Source organism: Acinetobacter sp. SA01 (genome assembly GCF_011319235.1).
Taxonomy (GTDB): Bacteria; Pseudomonadota; Gammaproteobacteria; order Pseudomonadales; family Moraxellaceae; genus Acinetobacter.
Window position 1 is genome coordinate 1 of the sequence record NZ_WXXM01000016.1, and the last position, 22,007, is coordinate 22,007.

General features: G+C 42.0%; 20 protein-coding genes and 1 pseudogene. 12 read left to right on the top strand and 9 right to left on the bottom strand.

Translation table 11 applies throughout. The features are described 5' to 3' along the window. From GTU69_RS13205 to rimI, 3 genes and pseudogenes are all read left to right on the top strand, one after another. A pseudogene (locus tag GTU69_RS13205) lies at nt 1-91 on the top strand (elongation factor Tu); the annotation flags it as partial. Between the two features lie 373 nt (nt 92-464). Further along, a complete protein-coding gene (locus tag GTU69_RS13210; protein WP_166171122.1) occupies nt 465-1,346 on the top strand; it encodes a metal-dependent hydrolase in 882 nt (293 codons plus the stop codon). A 102-nt stretch (nt 1,347-1,448) separates the two neighbouring features. Continuing rightward, nucleotides 1,449-1,907 carry a ribosomal protein S18-alanine N-acetyltransferase gene (gene rimI, locus GTU69_RS13215; protein WP_166171124.1) on the top strand — a complete coding sequence of 153 codons (459 nt, stop codon included), beginning with the start codon at nt 1,449-1,451 and terminating at the stop codon, nt 1,905-1,907. 11 nt (nt 1,908-1,918) lie between these two features. On the opposite strand, the gene GTU69_RS13220 is transcribed toward rimI, so the two are convergent. The 3 genes from GTU69_RS13220 to trxB all read right to left on the bottom strand — a co-directional run bounded on the left by GTU69_RS13220 (nt 1,919) and on the right by trxB (nt 4,556). Beyond that, nucleotides 1,919-2,734: an arginyltransferase gene (locus tag GTU69_RS13220; protein ID WP_166171126.1), complete on the bottom strand. Its 816-nt coding sequence runs from the start codon at nt 2,732-2,734 to the stop codon at nt 1,919-1,921. A 19-nt stretch (nt 2,735-2,753) separates the two neighbouring features. Continuing rightward, nucleotides 2,754-3,485: a leucyl/phenylalanyl-tRNA--protein transferase gene (gene aat, locus GTU69_RS13225; protein ID WP_166171128.1), complete on the bottom strand. Its 732-nt coding sequence runs from the start codon at nt 3,483-3,485 to the stop codon at nt 2,754-2,756. 114 nt (nt 3,486-3,599) lie between these two features. After that, nucleotides 3,600-4,556, bottom strand: a complete 957-nt coding sequence (gene trxB / locus GTU69_RS13230; protein WP_166171130.1) for a thioredoxin-disulfide reductase — start codon at nt 4,554-4,556, stop codon at nt 3,600-3,602. Between the two features lie 285 nt (nt 4,557-4,841). On the opposite strand from trxB, the gene GTU69_RS13235 reads away from it, so the two are divergent. Together GTU69_RS13235 and GTU69_RS13240 are read left to right on the top strand one after the other, a co-directional pair. Further along, nucleotides 4,842-7,928 carry a DNA translocase FtsK gene (locus tag GTU69_RS13235; protein ID WP_166171235.1) on the top strand — a complete coding sequence of 1,029 codons (3,087 nt, stop codon included), beginning with the start codon at nt 4,842-4,844 and terminating at the stop codon, nt 7,926-7,928. Nucleotides 7,929-8,081: 153 nt separating this feature from the next. Further along, entirely contained in the window at nt 8,082-8,984 is a 903-nt protein-coding gene (locus tag GTU69_RS13240) for an AEC family transporter (RefSeq protein WP_166171132.1), read from the top strand. 80 nt (nt 8,985-9,064) lie between these two features. Here the strand turns inward: GTU69_RS13240 and GTU69_RS13245 are convergent, their stop codons facing one another. The 6 genes from GTU69_RS13245 to GTU69_RS13270 all read right to left on the bottom strand — a co-directional run bounded on the left by GTU69_RS13245 (nt 9,065) and on the right by GTU69_RS13270 (nt 13,597). After that, nucleotides 9,065-9,352: a PA4642 family protein gene (locus GTU69_RS13245; RefSeq protein ID WP_086196432.1), complete on the bottom strand. Its 288-nt coding sequence runs from the start codon at nt 9,350-9,352 to the stop codon at nt 9,065-9,067. A gap of 241 nt (nt 9,353-9,593) precedes the next feature. After that, nucleotides 9,594-9,866 carry a cell division topological specificity factor MinE gene (gene minE / locus GTU69_RS13250; protein ID WP_086196431.1) on the bottom strand — a complete coding sequence of 91 codons (273 nt, stop codon included), beginning with the start codon at nt 9,864-9,866 and terminating at the stop codon, nt 9,594-9,596. 3 nt (nt 9,867-9,869) lie between these two features. Next, nucleotides 9,870-10,682 (bottom strand): septum site-determining protein MinD, encoded by an 813-nt coding sequence (gene minD / locus GTU69_RS13255; RefSeq protein ID WP_086196430.1) that lies wholly within the window; start codon nt 10,680-10,682, stop codon nt 9,870-9,872. 66 nt (nt 10,683-10,748) lie between these two features. After that, nucleotides 10,749-11,480, bottom strand: coding sequence for a septum site-determining protein MinC (gene minC / locus GTU69_RS13260; RefSeq protein ID WP_166171134.1), 732 nt, complete (start codon nt 11,478-11,480; stop codon nt 10,749-10,751). Nucleotides 11,481-11,602: 122 nt separating this feature from the next. Continuing rightward, nucleotides 11,603-12,655, bottom strand: coding sequence for a preprotein translocase subunit SecA (locus tag GTU69_RS13265; protein WP_166171136.1), 1,053 nt, complete (start codon nt 12,653-12,655; stop codon nt 11,603-11,605). 18 nt (nt 12,656-12,673) lie between these two features. Further along, complete coding sequence (locus GTU69_RS13270) at nt 12,674-13,597, bottom strand: acyltransferase (RefSeq protein ID WP_166171138.1); 924 nt, start codon at nt 13,595-13,597, stop codon at nt 12,674-12,676. A gap of 248 nt (nt 13,598-13,845) precedes the next feature. Between GTU69_RS13270 and GTU69_RS13275 the strand changes: the two genes are divergently transcribed. The 7 genes from GTU69_RS13275 to GTU69_RS13305 all read left to right on the top strand — a co-directional run bounded on the left by GTU69_RS13275 (nt 13,846) and on the right by GTU69_RS13305 (nt 21,893). Beyond that, nucleotides 13,846-14,499, top strand: coding sequence for an OmpA family protein (locus tag GTU69_RS13275; protein ID WP_086196426.1), 654 nt, complete (start codon nt 13,846-13,848; stop codon nt 14,497-14,499). 135 nt (nt 14,500-14,634) lie between these two features. Beyond that, on the top strand, nt 14,635-16,674 hold the full coding sequence (locus tag GTU69_RS13280) for a UvrD-helicase domain-containing protein (RefSeq protein WP_166171140.1): 2,040 nt from the start codon (nt 14,635-14,637) through the stop codon (nt 16,672-16,674). A 51-nt stretch (nt 16,675-16,725) separates the two neighbouring features. After that, the gene (gene dut / locus GTU69_RS13285; RefSeq protein WP_166171142.1) at nt 16,726-17,178 is read left to right on the top strand and encodes a dUTP diphosphatase; all 453 of its coding nucleotides are present in this window, start codon (nt 16,726-16,728) and stop codon (nt 17,176-17,178) included. A 464-nt stretch (nt 17,179-17,642) separates the two neighbouring features. Beyond that, nucleotides 17,643-19,067 carry a phosphomannomutase/phosphoglucomutase gene (locus GTU69_RS13290; protein WP_166171237.1) on the top strand — a complete coding sequence of 475 codons (1,425 nt, stop codon included), beginning with the start codon at nt 17,643-17,645 and terminating at the stop codon, nt 19,065-19,067. A gap of 10 nt (nt 19,068-19,077) precedes the next feature. Further along, entirely contained in the window at nt 19,078-19,977 is a 900-nt protein-coding gene (gene argB / locus GTU69_RS13295; RefSeq protein WP_166171144.1) for an acetylglutamate kinase, read from the top strand. A 194-nt stretch (nt 19,978-20,171) separates the two neighbouring features. Continuing rightward, entirely contained in the window at nt 20,172-21,020 is an 849-nt protein-coding gene (locus tag GTU69_RS13300; protein WP_086196422.1) for a class II glutamine amidotransferase, read from the top strand. A 417-nt stretch (nt 21,021-21,437) separates the two neighbouring features. Continuing rightward, nucleotides 21,438-21,893, top strand: coding sequence for a bacteriohemerythrin (locus GTU69_RS13305; RefSeq protein WP_086196421.1), 456 nt, complete (start codon nt 21,438-21,440; stop codon nt 21,891-21,893). Nucleotides 21,894-22,007 lie beyond the last annotated feature (114 nt).

A 22,007-nucleotide genomic window follows, 5' to 3' on the forward strand; every position in this document is an offset into this window, starting at 1 on the left:
CCCAATCGCAATGGACCCAGGTCTACGTTTTGCGATCCGTGAAGGTGGTCGTACAGTTGGTGCTGGTGTTGTTGCTAAAGTAACTGCATAAGTATTGATTGTGTGAAAAAAGCGTCCCTCTGGGACGCTTTTTTTATGGTTTTTATTTTATTAATTCGTTTTTTAAAATTTATCTTGTATAACCTTACCTTATTTCTTGTATCGAAGAAGTGATTTGACGCATTGTTTTTTCCTGCGTCGAAAAAATAATTTCACTTATCATCAGTTTTTCTCTTGCGTCGGAACAAAGCAGTGCTTGTTCCCTTGCGTCAAGATAAAGCAGTGCTTTATTTTTCCTCATGTCCTAAACTGATATTTTCCTGACCCTATCTGCACTTATAGCAAGTTTTTAAACACGTAATATAACAATCAAGAAAAACAAAAGTGAATCTAGTTATATCGTTGCTAGATAGGAGTAAAGCATCATGAATGCAAAGGTCAATATGAGCAATCGTGCCGGTGCGAGTTTTCCTGTACGCCGCATGAACTTTGATTTTGAACATGTCCCGGAATACTGGATGAATGGTTCAGCCGGGTTGACACACTTTATGACAGCGCTATCAGCGTTGTTTCCTGCAGGCGAAAAATTTTTTATCGACAGTGTTCGTGCCGTACGTCATCATCCTGCCTTAAAAAACAATGTAGAGTTACAAAAGGAAATCTCTGCCTTTATTGGCCAGGAAGCCATGCATACCCAGGAACATGTGGCTTTTAATGCATCAGCACAAAGATATGGGCATGATGTGGAGACCTTAGATCACTATACTGATAAAGTGATTCAGACCACACGTAAATTGATGGCGAAAATAGCTAAACCTGTGGGTATTACTCAGGAAATGGTGGATTTGACTGCAACCACGGCACTTGAGCATTTTACTGCGACCATAGCATCGCAGCTTTTAAGCAATGCCCATATCCAGGAACTCATGACCGATGAAACCATGAAAACGATGTGGATGTGGCATGCAATTGAAGAAAATGAACATAAAGCAGTGGCATATGATGTATTCGAAGAAGTCTTTGGTAAGGGATTGAAGTCATATGCTCTGCGCACTTCTTCATTGGCGATTGCAATGGCCACTTTATTTATCGTACAAAGTTATTTCCTTGCACGTCTTTTAAAACAGGATCAACAGTTTAACCTTGATTCACTGCAGGAGATTTATAGCTATGCCTATAGTCCATCTAAAGGCGTGATTACCGGTATGGGCAAGGAAATGTTGTTGTATTTCAAGCCAGGTTTCCATCCGAATGATGTCGATACCCATGGTTTACTGGAAAAATGGAAGGCTAAATTAGCCTTTTAAGCTGAAAAATGAGAGAGCGATAATGATCGCTCTTTTTTTTACTCGATTTTTATCGCAAAGTTTTTATAATGCGAGGGTTAATTTTATATAAGATGAACGAAGATGATTCGTTTGATGCAAGCTGCGGATGTATCGACTGTAGCAAAGATTGAAAGATTGGTCCAAAGCCATCCCTGGACTGTTAAACAGTTTGAAGAAGCTGTCAGTAGTTATCAGAGCACAGTGATTGAACAAAATGGTCAGGTGGTTGGATTTTGTATTTTACAACCTGTGCTGGATGAAGCGAATTTGCTGTTGATGGCGATTGATCCATCTCAGCAGGGCAAAGGTCTAGGTTTTAAGCTACTGGATGCATCGCTTGCTATGCTGAAAAATAATCCCGTACAAATTTTTCTGGAAGTACGGGAGTCTAACACTCCTGCAATCAAGTTGTATGAAAAAGCAGATTTTCATCAAATCGATTTACGTAAAAATTATTATCCAAAGCCGGATGGATCAAAAGAGCATGCCATCATTATGGTGAAAGCATGCACAGATGATTTTGCAAGTTTGTTTAAATAGGAATGGTGATATTACTTGATGATGGGGTTGTTCCAGCCCGAAGGTAATGTCGTCATAAGGGAGTTGCCCAATTGCTGAATTTCTTCAGGGTTCAGCAAGCGGTTTAAGCGTCGCCATTGCCCATCAATCAACAGTTCCAAAGGTACATATTGCGATTTATAGTTCATTTTATCGGAATGCGGAACCCAATAACCGAGATAGACATAAGGCAAACTTAAAGCTCTGACATGTTCAATCTGTTTGAGTACGGCAAAAACCCCTAGTGAACGGCGACTTTCATCAGGATCAAAGAAGGTATAGACCGCAGAAATTCCATCATCTAGCGGATCGCAGCTAGAAACAGCCAGCAGTTTGTCATCTTTCCAGAATTCGATAAAGAAACTGTCCGTACAGCTATGTACTAAAAATTTTTCGAATTGGTCCAGACTTGGTGGGAACATATCACCATCAGCATGACGTTCATTGATATAGCGTTCATAGAGCTGATAATGAATGTTGGAAGCATCGGCTGTGCGGGTAATTTTGACCGTCAGATCCTGATTACGTTTCCATGCCTTCTTTTGCGTATTGTTCATTTCAAATTCGGAAACAGGTACGCGGCAAGATAAACATTGACGGCAGAGATGGCATTCAGGACGATAGACAAAATCCCCACTACGACGAAACCCCAGACGTGAAAGTTCAGACAGGCTGACCACGTCAATGCGATGGGCAGGATCTAAAAAGACCATCCGTGCCGATTTTTGTTCCAGATAACTACAGTTATGCGGTGGCGTAATGTAATACTGTAAATCGTTAAGTAGGGACTTTGGGTGATATGAATTCATGGCAATCCCTCTTTTATTTTCATTCCATTAAACGCGCTTTTTGCGCTATTGTTTTACTTGAAAATACACCCTCTTGATATTTTTTCCAATCGATAGCGGACTGTTTTACAACATCTTGTAACGAATTAAGATATGCTTGGCGAGAAAGTGTACAGGCTCCCAGGCTGAGTAGATGATCATTGACCAATTGACAGTCAATCCAGGGCAAATTATTTTCCTGTCCAATCAGCATTAAAGTATAAAACGCCATTTTTGAGACATCGGTTTGCGTACTGAACATCGACTCACCAAAACAGCCGTGTCCAATGGTGACGCCATACAATCCACCAACGACTTTGCCTTCATCCCATACCTCAATACTATAGCCATAACCAGCTTCAAACAGCTGACAATATCCCTCAATAATGTCTTCCGAAATCCAGGTGTCATCAGCATAGCTGCGCGGCAGGGCACAAGAGCGTATGACCCGTTCAAAGGCCTGATTGACCGTGATTTGATAATCAAACTTTTTCATGTTGCGAATTAATGACTTACTCGGATGATAATCCTGCGGACGGATAATGCATCGTGGTTCCGGACTCCACCAGCAGATCGGTTCACCTTCAGAAAACCAGGGGAACAGGCCATGGGTGTAGGCTTCAAAAAGTGTAGAAGGGGAGAGGTCAGCACCGATGCAGATTAGTCCCTGGCCATCGGGATCAGCCTCGATGGGGTCGGGAAAAATGAATTCTGAGGGAGCTAATGGATGCATGGGATTCAGCCTGAACGAGAAGAGTAACTTGCAATAAACATTTATGATTTTTATCATACAAAAAAAAACCGCCCCAAGAGGACGGTTTTTTTGAGTTGAATTGATTTATTTAAATCAGTCAGCCAAAGCATCTAGATATTTCTCGGCATCTAACGCAGCCATACAGCCTGAACCTGCTGAGGTAATGGCCTGGCGGTAAATACTGTCAGCAATGTCACCAGCAGCGAAGACACCCGTAACAGAAGTCGCAGTTGCATTACCTGCCGTACCACTTTGGACTTGGATATAACCGTCACGCAAGTTCAACTGACCTTCGAACATTGCGCTGTTTGGTTTGTGACCAATGGCGACGAACATCCCGGTCACTTCAACGTCTTGTGTTGAATCATCTTGGGTTGATTTTAAACGAACAGAAGTTACGCCAGATTTTGCATCGCCCAGAACTTCTTCGACCTGATGATTCCAGATAATACTGATTTTACCTTCTTTTTCTTTAGCAAAAATATGATCTTGAAGGATTTTTTCAGAACGCAAGAAATCACGACGGTGAACCAGGGTCACATGCGAGGCAATATTAGAAAGATAAAGTGCTTCTTCTACAGCAGTGTTACCACCACCGACCACCATCACTTTCTGGTTTTTATAGAAGAAACCATCACAGGTTGCACATGCACTTACCCCTTGACCCATAAATGCAGCTTCAGACTCAAGACCTAAATACTGCGCTGTCGCACCAGTGGCAATGATGAGAGCATCACAGGTGAATTCTTCCATATCACCTTTCAGCACAAATGGGCGAACGCTTAAATCAACTTCATTGATATGGTCATAGACAATGTCGGTGCCAAAACGTTCCGCATGTGCCTGCATGCGTTCCATTAGCGCAGGACCGGTGAGACCTTCAGGATCACCCGGCCAGTTATCTACTTCAGTGGTTGTGGTGAGTTGTCCACCCAGTTGCAAGCCTGCAATCAGGGTTGGCTTCAAGTTTGCACGCGCTGCATAGACCGCTGCGCTATAGCCAGCAGGACCCGAACCTAAAATAATCAGTCTTGAGTGACGTGCGCTCATCCGCTGCATCCTTTTTTATTTAGAAATTTGTGGAATTATACGTGAAACTGTATAACAGTGGTGTGCGATTAAAGTCGATATTATTGATCATGCAAATCGATTTGAGCTATATAGAACAACAGTGCTGTGTTAGATACTCAATCTGGTATATTTCTAAGCAGCAGCCACTACATAATATTGCATCTTTTTTTGTGGAACAGGTGCATAATACGCGTTTATTGTGAAACTATTTTGTCTTAGTTTCTTACAAAAAACATGAATGAAAAATTGGTTACAGGACAGTATATGACTGCGGTGTCGAGTGTTTATGCACAGCGCTTAATAAAGACATTATTTTTAGTCTCATTTGGAATTTATTTATTCCTTGCAACAGTGACCTATACGCCTTTTGATCCGGGCTGGATGCACATTTCCAGTGATACCCAGCATGTATCGAATGCCAGTGGAGTTGCCGGGGCGTGGATTGCAGATTTACTGTTCGGTTTTTTAGGCTGGGCAAGTTTGCTCATTCCAGTTTTTCTCTTCGTTGAGGCAATTCAGGTCTGGTGGCCGTATAGCTTTTTGAATAAACCTTTTCGCTATGCTGCACAGTTCTTTATTTTACTGGCGACAGCAAGTCTGTTGTATCTGTATTGGCAAGTGCCTGCAGATACGCTGGATAATTCGTCGGGCGGTATCATTGGGTATGAGTTGGGGCAAAGCCTGTCCCAGATTTTAACCATTTATGGTGCAACCACTTTTCTGCTGCTGTTTTGGCTGATTTTATTCACCTTTGCATTTGGGGTGAAGTGGAACAAAACCTGGGTTACGCTTAAGGCGACTCCTGCTTATTTACAAGACTTATTTTATAAAAATGTGCCTGAAGCCGAATCTGCATTTGACCGGACCAATCCTGAAGTCAAAAAATCATTGGTAAATAACAAACAAAAAACAACCACAGAAAAAGTAGCAGTAGTAGCCGAACATAAGGAAGTAGAGTTGTCACCAGTCGTTCGTGATCCGGCTGCAGAGCGCCTGTTCGATGACATGGTTGAAAAAGAGCAGTCTGCGCAGCAACAACTGGTGGATGAGGAAGATGAGGCAGAATTTGAACAAATTTTAGAAAAAGCCCATCGTCTGGAACAGAATACACAACGTGTCGTGGCTACAGGTGAAGTGTGGCGTGCATTACATGCAGATGAAAATCAAAATCATAACCAAGATATTGATGCACTGTTAAAAGCTGCTGAAGAATCTGGACCCCATACACCACATGACCATTTTCAGGCATTTGTTGATGAGCAACCTGCAGCAACGACTCCGCAGACCTCGAAGCAAAATCTGGATTGGGATGATGACGAAATTTTTGATGAATTGCTTGCAGCTGTGCCGGGTGGAAAAACTGCAACAGATGTACATACGCCATTTAATTCTGTGAATCCAGAACCAGCAGTAGTCATCCCTGAAGAAAAAATGCTGACAGCATCTGCAAGTATGACTGTATCGCCATCACTGAATCATAATACGCCTAAAAATAGCGCATTGGATGACGAGTTTGATGAGCTGGATGATCTGCTGGTAGATGATTTACCAATAGATAGTTTACCGGTAGATCACTTGGAGCCAGCAGCGCCTGTGGCACGTACTACGAGTAGTTATGCCCAATCCTCAGCCTTTGTGCGTGCAGAAATCAATACTCAATTGCAGCCGCAATCCACCATTTCTGAAGATGAAAAGGCGTTGATTGCTGCCAATAAAGATGCCTTCCGTGAAGTTTGGCAGGAAACGGCTGGAAAACCTGTCGACGAGCTTGAATTGGATGAAGATGATTTTGATCTGGATGCCCCTTTAACCGATGCCATGGGTCGTCCGATGTCTCGTTCCATGCAGGTGGCGCAAAAACGTCGTGATTTGCCGCCATTGCCAGGTCTGGAGCTGCTGGATGAGGTTGACCCTAACAAGAAGGTGAATTTCACTGCCGAGCAATTGGCACGATTATCCGAGTTACTTGAAATTAAACTGCAAGAGTTTAATGTGAAAGCTAAAGTGATAGAAGCACAGCCTGGCCCTGTAGTGACACGTTTTGAGCTGGATTTGGCACCGGGGGTAAAAGCCTCTAAAGTGACCAATATTTCACGTGACTTGGCGCGTTCGATGTCGATGGCATCGGTACGTGTAGTCGAGGTCATTCCGGGTAAACCTTATATCGGCATTGAAGTACCGAACAGTAGCCGTGAAATGGTTCGCTTGATTGAGCTGGTACAGATTCCAAAATTCAATGATCCGGATGGCATTCTTTCCATGGCCATGGGTAAAGATATTTCGGGTAATCCCGTGATTACCGAACTGGGTAAGGCACCGCATATGCTGGTTGCCGGTACAACCGGTTCTGGTAAATCTGTTGCGGTGAACTCGATGATTCTATCGATGTTGCTGAAGTACACCCCTGATCAGCTACGTCTGATCCTGATTGACCCAAAACAGCTGGAACTGGCCAACTATAACGATATTCCGCATTTGCTCACGCCAGTCGTGACCGACATGAAAGATGCGGTCAGCGCCTTGAACTGGTGTGTCAATGAAATGGAACGTCGCTATAAGCTGATGTCTTTCCTGAAAATCCGTAAGCTGAGCGACTATAACCGTAAGCTTGAAGAAGCGATTGCAAATGGTGAAGAACTGTTTGACCCGACCTGGAAAGCCAGTGAATCGGTTGTGGGCGAACGTGCACCGCGTCTGACTCCATTGCCATCTATTGTCATTGTGGCGGATGAATTCGCCGATATGATCATGCAGGTGGGTAAAAAAGCCGAAGAAATGATTACTCGTTTGGCGCAGAAATCGCGTGCGGCAGGAATTCACCTGTTACTTGCGACACAGCGTCCATCAGTGGATGTGATCACAGGTTTGATTAAAGCCAATATTCCAACCCGTGTAGCATTGCGTGTGAACTCGAAAATTGACTCGCGTACCATCCTGGATGCTGGTGGTGCAGAAGACTTGTTAGGTCATGGTGACATGTTGTTCCTTGGCCCAGGTAAGATTGAACCGGAACGTGTGCATGGGGCCTTTATTGCCGATGATGAGGTGAACCGTATCTGTGATGCATGGCGTGAACGTGGTGCACCAAACTATGTCGATGAAATCTTAACGCCATTTGATGAAGAGCCAAGTAGCCGTGGTTTTGAGGATGGTGAGGGTGGTTCCGACCGTGATGCGCTTTATGATCAATGTGTATCTTTTGTGCTGGAAACCCGTAAGGCATCCACGTCTTCGCTACAGCGCAAGTTTAGCCTGGGTTATAACCGTGCTGCACGCATCATTGACCAGATGGAAGAAAATGGCATTGTTAGCGGTATGGGTGCCAACGGTAAACGTGATATTTTAATTTAAGTGTAAATATCTTCCAAGGGCCTGCAAATGCAGGCCTTTTTCTTGAGCACAATTGGAAGATATAAGGTAAATTAAGTGAATATTCATGAAAAACAAAAGTATCATGCAGCTCAGGGAAAGACTGAAATATTTCATTAAGGATACAGATAGAGCATGAATATTGTCATGGCGCTATTTCCATTGATCATTTTGATTGCAATGGGATATCTACTTAAACAGACGCGTTTTGTCACAGATGAATTCTGGGGAAACTCTGAAAAGCTCAATTATTTTATCTTGTTTCCTAGCTTGCTCTTTTTGAATTTATCTCATGTCGAGCTGGAGATGGCTACTGTGTCGAGCATGCTGGGAATCTTGATCCTGGTAATTTTGCTGGCAGCTATGGCTCTTTTTGTGGTTAAAAAAATCTATAACATTCCGGTACAGCGTTTCGGCGTGTATATGCAAAGCCAGGTACGTTTTAATACTTATATCGGCCTGTCGCTCATGGCATCTTTATTTGGGCCGAAAGGCATGCAAATGTTTGCCATGCTGATCGCTATCGCGATTCCTTTGGTCAATATCTTGTCGGTACTGGCATTATCGAGCTTAAACTGGCACACCCTGGGAAAAACAGTTATTTCGATTACAAGAAATCCATTAATTCTCGGCTGTATTGTTGGCGTAGGTTTCAATCTGCTGAATCTGCCCTTAATTGATGGGATAGGGCAACTTGTGAAATTACTCTCGGCAATGAGCTTGCCTTTGGGTTTGCTGTCAGTGGGGGCAGCATTGCAATTTGATCAGTTTAAAACCAATATCTATCGTTTATTGATGAGTGTGTTTGGGCGTTTGCTCATCATGCCCATTTTGGCATTTGCCGTATGCCAGGCTTTTGATTTAAGTCATTTAGAATGCATGATTTTAGTGGTATTTTTTAGTTTGCCGACAGCTTCAGCTTCTTATATTCTGACCCGGGTATATCAGGGTGATCATCGATTAATGGCGGCTGTAATTAGTTTGCAGACACTCTGTTTTGCGGTGACTTTTCCGGCATTGATGCTATTGCTGCCTTAAAATAAAGGTTTAAAAGAAAATTATTTTGATAAAAAAAGCCTGGCTGTTCTATGCAAACAGCCAGGCTTTTTATGTTTTACTTAAGCAAACTTGGCAAGCACTTCCAGAAAGCCTTCGCTTTGACGCGGGTACTGTGCAATCACATCATGAATGCGTTGACCTTCAGGATTGGTGGCATTGACATCACGGCCATCGGCAACGAATTGAGTCAGTAAACGCTCATAATCATTTGGACGCATGTGCTTGAATGCATGATAAAGCACATGAAAATCAGCATTAACGCCTGCAGGAGGTAGCTGGGTTAAGTAGGCAAATACACGCTCATCTGACCATTCTTCATTGAACGTTGCTGGCTGAGATAATGCCATCGCAATCTCCTTGGTATACTGATTAAAATAAAAAAGGCAAAATATGAGGCTAGACAAAGCGGTTTTGCTCGACCCTGCCAACTTGAAGCACAGCTTCTCGTCTTGCGGCTGACTAAAGCAGTACCTAAATCGTTCAGGCACTTCGAAGCAAAGCTTCTCGTCTTGCGCCTGAACAAAGCAGTGCTTTGTTCAGGCTCATATTTTGCCTTGATTCAATTTGCTTGACTAATCAAAAATCAAATTATCGCTCTTCAGGCAAATTGATATTCATTTCTAACATTTCAATATTGGCTTCAGAACGAACCGACATTTGAATGTGTTGTTCATCTACACCACGGACATAGCGGTTGACCACCTGCATGATTTCTTTCTTCATGAGGTCAATCTTTTCCTGACTTAAGCGTTTGCCTAGACCTTGTTCAGAGGCGACAATGACTTTTAAGCGATCTTTAGCAGTCTGTGCACTTGATGGTTTATCCTCACTACTAAAAAGTTTACTCCAGAATCCTGCCATTTCTTACGCTCCAAATAGTCTTGCTAACCAGCCTTTAGGTTTGACTTCAATATGACGGTAAGGACGTTCTTCACCCAAAAAGCGCGCTACAAGGTCATCATAAGCCTGACCTGCAGCTTCTTCAGTAAACAGAATAACCGGTTTACCTTCATTAGACGCTTGCAGTACGCTCTTACATTCAGGAATCACACCTAGTGTAGGGACACGTAAGATATCTTTAGAAATATCGTCAATAGTTAACATTTCTTGTTTATCGGCACGTTCAGGGTTGAAACGTGTAATACAAAGATGCTTACGGATGCGACCTTCGTTCTGTTCTACCTTTTTGGTTTTGCTGTCCAGCATACCAATAATGCGGTCAGAGTCACGTACAGAAGAAATTTCCGGGTTAGTCACAATGATCGCTTCATCTGCATGATACATGGCCATGATGGCACCACGTTCAATCCCTGCAGGCGAATCACAAATAATGTAATCAAACTCTTGAGAAAGTTCATCCATAACGCGTGCAACACCTTCATCGGTCAAGGCATCTTTGTCACGGGTCTGTGATGCAGGCAAAATATATAAATTTTCAATATCTTTGTCACGAATAAGTGCTTGTTGAAGACGCGCTTCGTTATTCAATACATTCACAAAATCATAAACAACGCGACGTTCACAACCCATAATTAAATCAAGGTTACGTAAACCCACGTCAAAATCGATCACAACAGTTTTGTGACCACGAAGGGCTAAACCTGTTGCAAAAGATGCACTTGTAGTAGTTTTACCTACACCACCTTTGCCTGATGTTACGACAACAATTTTCGCCACCGAATCCACTCCTGTTATGGTTCAAACCCCTTTTTAAATATGGGGCTTTTGGTGTTTATTTATACATTAAAACTCGAGAACTTCAAAGACAAGTTCTTGATGATCATTCAAGTAAATATGGACAGATTTTTTCAGGACATGTTGTGGAATGTCATCTGCCACACAATATGTCCCTGCAATCGATACCAGTTCTGCTTCCAGTGAATGACAGAAAATACGCGCTGCACCATTCCCGCCTGCGCCGGCGATGACTCTACCACGTGCGCTACCATAAATATGTATATTTCCTGAAGCAATAACTTCAGAGCCGCTATTGATTCCGGCGTTAAGAATAATATCGCCATGATCCTGAACTAGGCATTGACCGGTGCGCAAAATTTCATCGTGATAAGACGTCACATGGCTGATGACACGACTTGGTTTAACTGGTACTTCTTCAGCATCTTGGGGCAAGGCAGAGTCAACTTCAGGTTTGGCCTCAACCACTTGTTCTTTGGTCGCTTTAATACGCTGTAAGGGTTTGTTGTCTGCGGGCAGAATAGGAAACTGAATGGCCCGGGCTTCATCGGAAAGAATGCCGTCAATCACGCCCATCGGCTGTAAGTCCAGACTGATCAATAGCTGAATCAGTGCAATCAGTTCCTGTTCTACCGTGCTGTCAATAATGACCAGCGTGCCATGAGAAGCAGTTTCTTGGAGCATTTGAGTCAATTGCTGGCGGATTGCATTGTGATCATTGGTGTCAAAAGTTAATCGGGTAAAATTAACCATTCTGCCTGTAATCCGTATATCAGCCATAATTATTCCTTAAGACTTCTGACTCATTAATTTTATGTCGAAGTGATGTTGTAAATAGAGCAAATGCTAGAACAAATTGCAGCTTTTCTCTAGCCACGTTTTCAATATTTTTAATCTCATGATCATTCTTTAACTTGATCATGCTGTTCCAGGATTTGTTGCCATTGTTTTACTTTTACCTGTTTGCGAATGGCTTCTAAACTCTCAAAAACAGCCGATTCCACCAGTTTTTCCACATAGGTATTATTTTTAAATTGTATTTGACTGATTTTATTTGAAATTTCTAAATATGCCAGATTTTTTTCATTTTTATGACCGTATGCAAAAGGTTCAATCAGCCCCAGCGTAATATTTTCTCCCAAACGTTGTCCAATGCTCTGGATTTGTTGCTCGATGCGTCCCCCCACAATCGGAATCAGGCGCAATAATTGGGTCAGTTCCGGGGTGTCTTCAATGGCACGATTGACAATGTCGCCGACATTGTCAGCAATCATGATTTTTTGTGCCTGCAGTTCTTTGCCTAAAGACTCTTGCAAAATATCCGCTAGGGCAGCAGCAAACATGTCACGGTGATGGGCAACCAGATCTTCAATCAGTTTTTTATGTGTGGTACTGGTCGAGAGTTCACGTTTTATGCCATCTAAGACCGTAAGTACAATACGGCTGGTGAGTTCTTCAAGCACCATGTGGTAATAGAATTTAGCCCGCCGATACCAAGCGTCTGGAATGACTTTATAACCATGCTGGTGCAGGTTGTAGCCGATGGCCCCGGCACGTAATAAACGTAAGAAACGCAGCTGCGGAATAATGGAGAGAATTTCGTACCAGTGAATAAAGGGAAAGAAAAACCAGCGCTTATGATGTTGCCCAATGACCGCAATTACCCAGCGGGCCAGCAGTTCAATGACCAGAAAACTGGTAAACCAGCTTTCGGTAATGATGACCCAGGGACGCAATGAGTTACGGTAAAACTCCAACAGATCGGGAAGATGAATGAAGTCAAACAGCCAGCCGCCAAAATCACTCATCAGAATGGCATTGGCACTCAGGCAGAACAGGTTGATGATGATCAGAATCATCATAAAAATGTCATAGCCCAGTGCGATTTTCCATCCCCAGGTGCCTTTTTTTACAAAAGAAAAGGTGGGGGATGTGACCTGGTCGTCTTGCTTCATTTTTTTCCTTGTGTTCGCTTAAGCTTTTGCTGCCAACTCTTGCTGCATGCGTTCAATCAGCTGGTCTTTTTCAGTCCATAGTGCATGAACCCATTGCTGAAAACGTTCACGATATTCAGCATCATCTTCATAATTACCACCTAATACCCAGTCTGGAATCTCGATTTTACGCAAATTCACCGCAATGCGATTGACCTCTCCTAGCCAGAAATCGCCATAACCTGGGACACCATCCGGATAAACAATAGTCATGTCGACCAGCGCATCAATTTTGTCACCTAAAATGTTGAGGGCCAAGGCTAAGCCACCCGCTTTAGGTTTGAGTAAATGCTTATAAGGTGATTGCTGCTGTGCATGTTTCTCTAGTGTAAAGCGCGTACCTTCCAAATAGTTCAATAAGGTAAAAGGTTGACTTAATAGCTGCTCGCAGGCTTTACGCGATTCTTCCATATCACGTGTTTTAAGTTCCGGATTTTTGGCTATCTGTTCCTTACTATGACGCTTCATCATCGGGAAGCCCAAAATTTTAAAGGCTTGCCCGACGAAAGGAATAAAGATCAGTTCCCACTTGGTAAAGAAACGGGTAAGTGGCATGCGGGTTAAACCAAAGTATTGATTTACCGTAGTATCCACCCAGCTTTGATGGTTGCAGGTCATCAGGTAACGACCTTGCATACTGAGCTCTAAACCCTTCTCAATGGTGATATCCCACTTTAAGTTGGGCAATACATGGTCGATCAGCCAATTATTGACACTGAGCCAGCTGTTGGTAATTTGAATGTTGGTTTCGTCTACTTTACGTGATTTTTTAATGAGTTTGGTTAATCCCAAAGCGAGTACAGGTGGTCCATGAAAAAAAGTGCTTCCAGTAATGACCGATCCGACAGTAAGCCCGCGAGATATTTTTTTTAATATCGGTTGCTTGGTATTTTGAGATGACATATAAAAAAAGGCCTTAAAAGAAAATCATCAAATGTTTTTATGCAGTATTTAATATAATTGCAGAATTTAAAATAAAAAAGTCTATTCATACAAGTATGAAGAAATTGTGCGTAAGTTATTCTGAAGATCGATAAGAAATATTACAAAATGTAACTAATCAATGTATTATTTACAAAAAATCAATGGTATGCCGATTTTTTTTAATTCATTATTCCAGCATACGATAAAACACAAGAAGGAGGCATGCGATGCGTGCACTAGTCATTTCAGCAGCAGTAGCAGGGGCATTGGCACTATCAGGCTGTCAAACAACTGGCAACAACATTGGCGGTATGGAATACGATAAAACAGCAATTGGCGCAATAGTGGGGGCAGCTGCGGGTTATGGTCTTTCTAAAAGTAACGCAAACACAAGCGCTCAAAATAACCGTGCTGCAGCAATCGGTGCTGTATTAGGCGGTGCAACAGGTGTATATCTGGATAATAAAGAGAAAAAATTACGTCAACAAATGGCGGGTACTGGTGTAGATGTTACACGTAATCCGGATGGTTCTGTTGGCCTGATTATGCCAGGTAACATTACCTTTGATACCAACAAATCAAATATCAAACCGAACTTCTACGCGACTTTGAACAAAGTTGCGCAAACACTGACTGAAGACAACAAGAGCGGTATTCTTGTAACAGGTTATACAGACAGCACGGGTAATGACTCGATTAACATTCCATTATCTCAAGCGCGTGCTCAATCAGTAGCTAACTATCTGGCCGGTCAGGGCGTGGCACGTACGCGTATTAATGCACAAGGTCAAGGTTCAGCGAACCCAATCGCATCAAATGCGACAGCTGAAGGCCGTGAACAAAACCGTCGTGTAGAAATCAGCATTTACGCGGTTCAATAATTCTTCATGCGTTAATGATGAATTGAAAAGACCACCTTCGGGTGGTTTTTTTATGAATGTCAAATCTGTATTTTAGGTTATGCAAGTTGGGCGGAGATGACTATAATCGAGCTCCAATTAACACGAGGAAATCCTATGTCGTCGGCAAGTCAACTGAATGACAAGCAACTTGAAGCTATGAAATACACTCAAGGGCCCTTGTTAGTACTTGCAGGGGCAGGTTCGGGTAAAACCTCAGTAATTACGCGAAAAGTCGCACATCTAGTCAAGAATTGCGGTATACCGGCACATCGGATCACGGCCATGACCTTTACCAACAAAGCAGCACGCGAAATGAAGGAGCGTGTCGGTAAATTATTGTCTCGTGAAGAAGCCAAAGGTCTGTCTGTTTCAACTTTCCATACCTTTGGTCTGAATTTGCTCCGATTGGAACTCAAACATACCCCATTAAAAAATAATTTTTCTATTCTGGATGCCGATGATTGTAAGCGTATCCTGATGGATTTAATGCACCGTGATAATTTATCCGGCGCGGAAAGTAAAGAACTCATTGCCAAGGCAATGAAGATGATTTCGGACTGGAAAAATGACCTGATTCCACCGGAACAAGCACATACCACCTGTGAAACCGCTGAAGATGTCCAGTTTGCGCATTTATATCAGCTTTATGAACGCAACTTGCGTGCCTATAATGCCGTGGATTTTGACGACCTGATCGTGATGCCGACCCGTTTGTTGCAGGAAAATGCTGAAGTCCGAGATAAATGGCAGAATCGGGTACGTTATCTGCTGGTGGATGAATATCAGGATACCAATACCGCACAGTATATTCTGGTGAAACTGCTGGTCGGTGTGATGGGACAGTTCACTGCGGTAGGCGATGATGACCAGTCCATTTATGCCTGGCGTGGGGCAAAGCCTGAAAATATGGCTTTGTTGAAGGAAGATTTTCCGAATTTAAAAGTCATTAAATTAGAACAAAACTACCGTTCCACCAGCCGTATTTTGAAAGCGGCGAATACGGTGATTGGCAATAATCCGCATATTTTTGATAAAAAGCTCTGGTCAGATAAAGGCCACGGTGAGGTGATTCGCGTGATTACCTGCCGTAATGATGATGATGAATCCGAACGCGTAGTGAAGGATCTGATCACCCATAAGCTGATGAATGGAAAAAACTGGAAGGATTATGCGATTTTGTATCGTGGTAATTTTCAGGCCCGTATTTTGGAAACACAGCTGCGTCAAATGCAGATTCCATACAAGCTTTCTGGTGGCCAGTCTTTCTTTGCTCGTGCAGAAATTAAAGACATCATGAGTTATTTGCGTCTGATTATTAATCCTGAAGATGACAGTGCATTTTTACGGATTATTAACACGCCGAAACGTGCCATTGGACCTGTAACCTTAGAAAAGTTAGGTCTATTTGCACAGGAAAATCATTTGTCATTGCTGGCAGCGGCAGGTGATCAGCGCCTGACCATGGTAATGCCGAAAAAAGCGACTACACAACTGGCTGAATTTTCTGATTTTATTGGAAATTTCACCCGTAATTTACTGGATGATGACGAGCCTGTACCAATTATTCGCCAGATGATGCAGGAAGCAGGCTATATCGATTACATCAAGGAATCCGCAGCAACGCCAGCGCAGGAAAAAACCAAGCTGGATAATATTGAAGTGCTGTATAGCAGTATTCAAAGTCTGATTAACCGTGCTGAAGATGTGGATGACAAGAATATTGAAAGCGTGATTCGTAAAATGGTACTGCTGGATATGCTGGAGCAGCAGCAGGAAGAAGAAGATACCGATAAAGTGAATTTATTGACTTTGCATGCATCCAAAGGTCTGGAATTTCCATATGTGTATTTGATTGGGCTGGAAGAAGAAATTCTGCCGCATAAAAACTCGATTGCAGCCGAAACCGTGGAAGAAGAACGCCGTTTGATGTACGTGGGTATTACCCGTGCCCGTCAAGGTTTGACCATTACTTTGGCCGAGCAGCGTAAAGCGGGCGGCCAGATGAAACAGATGACACCAAGCCGCTTCCTGGATGAATTGCCGCAAGATGAACTGGAATGGCTGGGTCGCAAGAAAAAATTGGCAGGCAATATTGATCCAAAATTGCAAGCCCAGCATTATCTGGAAAATTTACGTGCGTTGATTAAGCGTTAATTCACGATTTAAACCATGCAACATTTAAACTATGCAATTAGGAAAAAACAAATGAAAGTTCAAGTGAAAGTACTCGATACACGTTTAGGCAATGAATGGCCGATGCCTACCTATGCGACTTCGGGTTCAGCAGGTTTGGACTTGCGTGCTTGTGTCGATGAAGCGACTGTCATTGAACCGGGTCAAACAGTATTGGTGAAAACCGGTTTGGCTATTTATATTGAAGATACAAATTTTGCTGGCTTAATTTTGCCGCGTTCAGGTCTGGGCCATAAACATGGGATTGTTTTAGGCAATCTGGTCGGCCTGATTGATTCGGATTATCAAGGCGAGTTGATGGTATCGGTTTGGAATCGTAGCCAAACAGCATTTACCTTGCAACCGGGTGAACGTTTAGCACAATATGTACTTGTTCCTGTTGTCCAGGCGCAGTTTGATATTGTGAATGAATTTGAAGCGACTGAACGCGGTGCTGGCGGTTTTGGCCATACGGGTAAAGGCTAAGTTTGATTTAGCATAAAAATGACAAAACCTGATGCCTAAACAATATTATTTGTTTGTGTCAGGTTTTATTCTTTCTTTAATTTGAACAGGCTTTTATTTAAGATTATTAGCTTTTTTATAAAAAAGTACAAATAAACAATGAATTATATTATTAAAGTGCAAAATAATTTTTAATGTATGGATCAGTTAAAAATATTTTATTGTTTTTGTAAATAATTGTTTTAAATTAAAGTTATTTGAATACTTTTGTTTTCTAATTTCACAAATGATTTATTTTTCAATCAAATAAAGTATTTTGAAAACAAAATTGTAAGAAACTTTTACCGTTGCTTAATAACACGAAATGCTTTTAAATATTAATCTTCTTATTTCATCAGATGATGCACTGGTTGTGAATACTGAGCTAATCCAGCATGCCATGAAATTCTCATTTCATGGGTTATTCTAAAGTAGAAGATGTCATCATGAATTTTAAAAATAAAAAATTTCCTCTACAAATTTTTCGTGCCTATGATATTCGTGGAAAAATATCACTTTTGACGCCTGAAATTGTACAAGCGACTGCCTATGGATTGGTTGAGCAATATCACAAGGCTGGGCAAACACAGCTGGCTATCGGCTATGACGCACGTTTAACCAGTCCTCAATATGCAGAAATTATCAGACGGGTATGTGAAGAAAAAGGACTGCATGCCACAATCATTGGCTGTTGTTCGACACCCCTTTTATATTTTATTGCCCGTCAGTTTGGCGGTAATGGCATTATGATTACCGCCAGCCATAATCCTAAAACTGACAATGGAATTAAATGGATTGTTCAGGGTGAACCGCCGTGTCCAGACATGATTCAACAGGTCGGTCAGAGCGCGAGCGCGGCTTTTGATCTATTACATAATCTGGTAATTCAACCGGTTCAGCATGAAATTGTGGTGAAATACTGTCTTGAATATCAACAGGCACTCCTAAACGATATCCAGTTAAAGCGACCATTTAAGGTGGTTCTGGATGGCCTGAATGGCTCAGCTGGACGCTGTGCAGCCCTGGTATTAAAAAAACTGGGCTGTGAACTGACCACTATCCGTTGTGAAGCCAATGGCCATTTTCCTGACCATGCACCCGATCCGTCACAAGAGAAAAATCTGGCAGAGTTAAAGCAGACCGTGCTTGAACAGCAGGCTGATATTGGTATTGCTCTGGATGGCGATGGCGACCGAGTGGTGTTGATTGATGAATATGGCACCACAATCTCCGCAGACCGGTTGTTGTCGCTATTTTCAGAAATGTGTCTGAAAACCCATCCTGGTCATGAAGTGGTTTTTGATGTCAAATGTTCCACCATGGTGGCGAATACTGTGCGTCATCTAGGCGGACAGGCCAAAATGATCCGTACCGGAAGCTCTTTTTTACGGACTTACATGTCGCAGTCCAAAGGCAGAGCTGTATTTGGTGGAGAATATGCAGGTCATTATGTGTTTAATGACGGGCGTGGTTTTGGCTATGATGATGGCTTGTATGCGGCATTACGGGTACTGGAATATCTTGGTCAGCAGGCGGATTTAACTCTATCCCAGGCCTTAAAGGCTTATCCGGAACGTTATTGCACTGAAGATACTTATATCAGTACGTATAACATAGAGCCCAAAGCAGTATTGCATGATGTCGAAATGCAAAGTCAGGATTTTGGTGCCCGGTTAAGTAAAATTGATGGGGTACGACTTGATTTTAAAGATGGATTTGGCATTATTCGGGCATCGAATACCGGGGAGTATTTTACCGTACGCTTTGATGCGGATAATCCTGTAAGATTAAACGATATTCGACATACATTTGTTTCCATGTTAAGTGACCGATATCCTCAAATCGCACAAGACATTTTAGATGCTCAATAAGGAGAGGTGAATGCCATATCAACATACCGGCCTCGACAAAGCACAAGTTTTGACTGAAGCTTTGCCGTACATTCAACGTTTTTCAGGTAAAACGCTGGTTGTGAAATATGGTGGCAATGCAATGACCGACCCAGAGCTGGAAAGCTCGTTTGCGCGTGACATTGTATTGTTGAAAACGGTCGGTTTGAATCCGATTGTGGTTCATGGTGGCGGCCCGCAAGTCGATTCATTTTTGAAACAGTTAGGCCGAGAATCTGACCGTATTGATGGCATGCGTGTCACTGACCCTGCAACCATGGAAGTGGTGGAAATGGTCCTGGGTGGTAGCGTAAATAAATCCATCGTTAATCTGATCAATCAGCACGGCGGTCGTGCCATTGGTTTGACCGGTAAAGATGGCAACCTGTTACGTGCCCAGAAGTTATTGATGGAAAAAACCGCTGAAGATGGCACGGTCAAGCAGATTGATCTTGGTCTGGTGGGTGAAGTCGTTGGTGTGAAAACCGATGTATTGGAAATGTTTACTCAAGGTGATTTCATTCCTGTGATTGCACCGCTGGGTGTAGATGAAGAAGGCAATACCTATAACATCAATGCCGATTTGGTGGCAGGTAAAGTCGCTGAAGCTTTAGGCGCAGAAAAACTGATTTTGCTAACCAATATCACCGGTGTGCTGGACGAAAATAAAAACCTGCTGACGGGTTTAACAACCCAGGAAGTGGACCGTTTAATTGAAACTGGTGTGATTTATGGCGGCATGATTCCAAAAGTGGGCTGTGCACTAGATGCAGTCAAAGGTGGCGTGGTCAGCGCACATATTGTTGATGGCCGTGTTCCACATGCCACTTTATTGGAAATTTTTACCGATCATGGGGTAGGAACTTTAATTACCAACCGTGCCAAGCATTAAACCGTGATTTTAAAAAGCCTCCTTGTGAGGCTTTTTTATGGCGACTATTTTGACCCGCTCAATAGACTGATGATTGAAATCTCAATTTTGTCCTAATACATAAAATCGTGATGACTATCGTGAATTGAGATTTGCAACCCTCTGCCCAGTCATGCAAAATAGAAAAATCATGTATTTGCTATTTGATCAAGATTATGTGCCAGTTACTCGGAATGAATTGTGCTACGCCAACGGATGTGACTTTCTCATTTCGTGGCTTTTCTCAGCGTGCTGGCATTACATCAGACCATTGTGATGGTTTTGGCATTGCTTTTTTTGAAGATAAAGCCTGCCGACTTTTTGTCGATAATCAATCCGCAGTTGAATCGCCGATTGCTGAACTGATCCGTAATTATCCAATTAAGTCGCGCAATGTGATTGCACATATCCGTAAAGCCACTCAGGGTAAAATCAATCTGGAAAATTCACATCCTTTTAGCCGTGAGCTTTGGGGACGGCAGTGGATTTTTGCCCATAATGGTGATTTACATGACTTTAATCCAACTTTATCGGGGCGTTTTACTCCGGTTGGCAATACCGACAGTGAGCGTGCATTCTGTTATTTATTAGATCAACTGGTACTTAAGTTTGGTTATCATGAACCCAAACTCGATCAGGTGTTCGATTTATTGGCTGAAGTTTCTCCAAAAATAGCCGAACATGGCACCTTTAATTTCTGCCTGTCGAACGGTCAGGCACTCTTTACGTATGCAATTACCAAATTGCACTGGCTGGTACGTGAATATCCTTTTAAACCTGCACAATTGATTGATCTGGACGTTGAAGTTGATTTCAGTCAGGTGACGACTCCAGAAGATCGTGTCGCCGTCATTACCACAGAACCTTTAACCCAAAATGAAACCTGGAATGCTTTTGTACCAGGAGAGATGATTTTATTTCAGGATGGCCGACCGGTTCGGAAACAGCAGACTCATGTTGAGCGTTTAGAACGTGAACGCTTGAATCCGGCATTGAAACGAATCACTAAAGCCGATCAATATTGATTGCAATTTCAGATAAAACTTTAGTGTCAGATATTTATTAGATAAATGTCTGGCTTTATTATTTATAATCAGTTGAAATATTTTAAAATTTTATCGCCAGATTTTAATCTTAAGGGCTTCGGGATATTTTTATATAATCGTACTATATTTATCTAATATAATTAAAAAATGACTTCTAAAAAATATAGTTTATAAAATCATGTTAACTCCTGAATAAAGCATTTTTTTAATGAAGCTGGTTAAAAAATACTTTATCCTTTTAGTAGGTATTCTATCATAATTAAATATATATCAATGGGTTATGTTTGTTTTATAAAAAAAACTAAAAGTCGACTGTTTTGGTGCATTTTTATTTGTTTAATATCAATATATTATGAATTTATGTGATTAATCGTTTATATCTGATAGGTGGTCGTAATGAAAATGAAATGGGTTCCAGAATATAATACTGGCATCGATGTGATTGACGATCAACATAAACGAATTCTGGATTACATCAATGAAATTGATGATATCGTTGAAAATACCGACCGTGCGCGTATTAAACAGATTCTTGAAAATATTATTGATTACACTCAGTCGCATTTTACTTTTGAAGAATCTTTGCAGGAAGAGGCGGGTTATAAATACCGCGTACCGCATAAACGTGTTCATGATTTATTCATTAAAAAGATTGAATCTTATCGTGATCGCTTTGAAATGGGACAGGCGATTGAAGGTGAATTGCATGAAGTACTGGCGAAATGGCTGATTAACCATATTCAGCACGATGATGCTGATTATGTCGGTGCTGTAAAACAAAACATGATGGGCATTATTAAAGAAAAAGAACAGAAAAAAGGTAAAAACTGGTTTGCTCGGTTTTTCTCATAAAAGATAAACGAGATAACTACAATTAAAAAAAGATAATAATCTTGCGCTGCAAATCATTAGGCATAATGGTTTGCTTTTTCTTTTTGATTTTCACTTATGAGAAAGGCAAAATAG

Excerpts from the sequence above, each read along its gene's own strand:
- GTU69_RS13240 (WP_166171132.1), top strand. The coding sequence starts at position 8,082 with ATGAATATTGTCATGGCGCTATTTCCATTGATCATTTTGATTGCAATG.
- GTU69_RS13270 (WP_166171138.1), bottom strand. The coding sequence starts at position 13,597 with ATGTCATCTCAAAATACCAAGCAACCGATATTAAAAAAAATATCTCGC.
- GTU69_RS13280 (WP_166171140.1), top strand. The coding sequence starts at position 14,635 with ATGTCGTCGGCAAGTCAACTGAATGACAAGCAACTTGAAGCTATGAAA.
- GTU69_RS13275 (WP_086196426.1), top strand. The coding sequence starts at position 13,846 with ATGCGTGCACTAGTCATTTCAGCAGCAGTAGCAGGGGCATTGGCACTA.
- GTU69_RS13245 (WP_086196432.1), bottom strand. The coding sequence starts at position 9,352 with ATGGCATTATCTCAGCCAGCAACGTTCAATGAAGAATGGTCAGATGAG.
- GTU69_RS13305 (WP_086196421.1), top strand. The coding sequence starts at position 21,438 with ATGAAAATGAAATGGGTTCCAGAATATAATACTGGCATCGATGTGATT.
- rimI (WP_166171124.1), top strand. The coding sequence starts at position 1,449 with ATGATTCGTTTGATGCAAGCTGCGGATGTATCGACTGTAGCAAAGATT.
- argB (WP_166171144.1), top strand. The coding sequence starts at position 19,078 with ATGCCATATCAACATACCGGCCTCGACAAAGCACAAGTTTTGACTGAA.
- GTU69_RS13210 (WP_166171122.1), top strand. The coding sequence starts at position 465 with ATGAATGCAAAGGTCAATATGAGCAATCGTGCCGGTGCGAGTTTTCCT.
- dut (WP_166171142.1), top strand. The coding sequence starts at position 16,726 with ATGAAAGTTCAAGTGAAAGTACTCGATACACGTTTAGGCAATGAATGG.
- minE (WP_086196431.1), bottom strand. The coding sequence starts at position 9,866 with ATGGCAGGATTCTGGAGTAAACTTTTTAGTAGTGAGGATAAACCATCA.
- minC (WP_166171134.1), bottom strand. The coding sequence starts at position 11,480 with ATGGCTGATATACGGATTACAGGCAGAATGGTTAATTTTACCCGATTA.
- GTU69_RS13220 (WP_166171126.1), bottom strand. The coding sequence starts at position 2,734 with ATGAATTCATATCACCCAAAGTCCCTACTTAACGATTTACAGTATTAC.
- GTU69_RS13290 (WP_166171237.1), top strand. The coding sequence starts at position 17,643 with ATGAATTTTAAAAATAAAAAATTTCCTCTACAAATTTTTCGTGCCTAT.
- GTU69_RS13265 (WP_166171136.1), bottom strand. The coding sequence starts at position 12,655 with ATGAAGCAAGACGACCAGGTCACATCCCCCACCTTTTCTTTTGTAAAA.
- trxB (WP_166171130.1), bottom strand. The coding sequence starts at position 4,556 with ATGAGCGCACGTCACTCAAGACTGATTATTTTAGGTTCGGGTCCTGCT.
- GTU69_RS13235 (WP_166171235.1), top strand. The coding sequence starts at position 4,842 with ATGACTGCGGTGTCGAGTGTTTATGCACAGCGCTTAATAAAGACATTA.
- GTU69_RS13300 (WP_086196422.1), top strand. The coding sequence starts at position 20,172 with ATGTGCCAGTTACTCGGAATGAATTGTGCTACGCCAACGGATGTGACT.
- aat (WP_166171128.1), bottom strand. The coding sequence starts at position 3,485 with ATGCATCCATTAGCTCCCTCAGAATTCATTTTTCCCGACCCCATCGAG.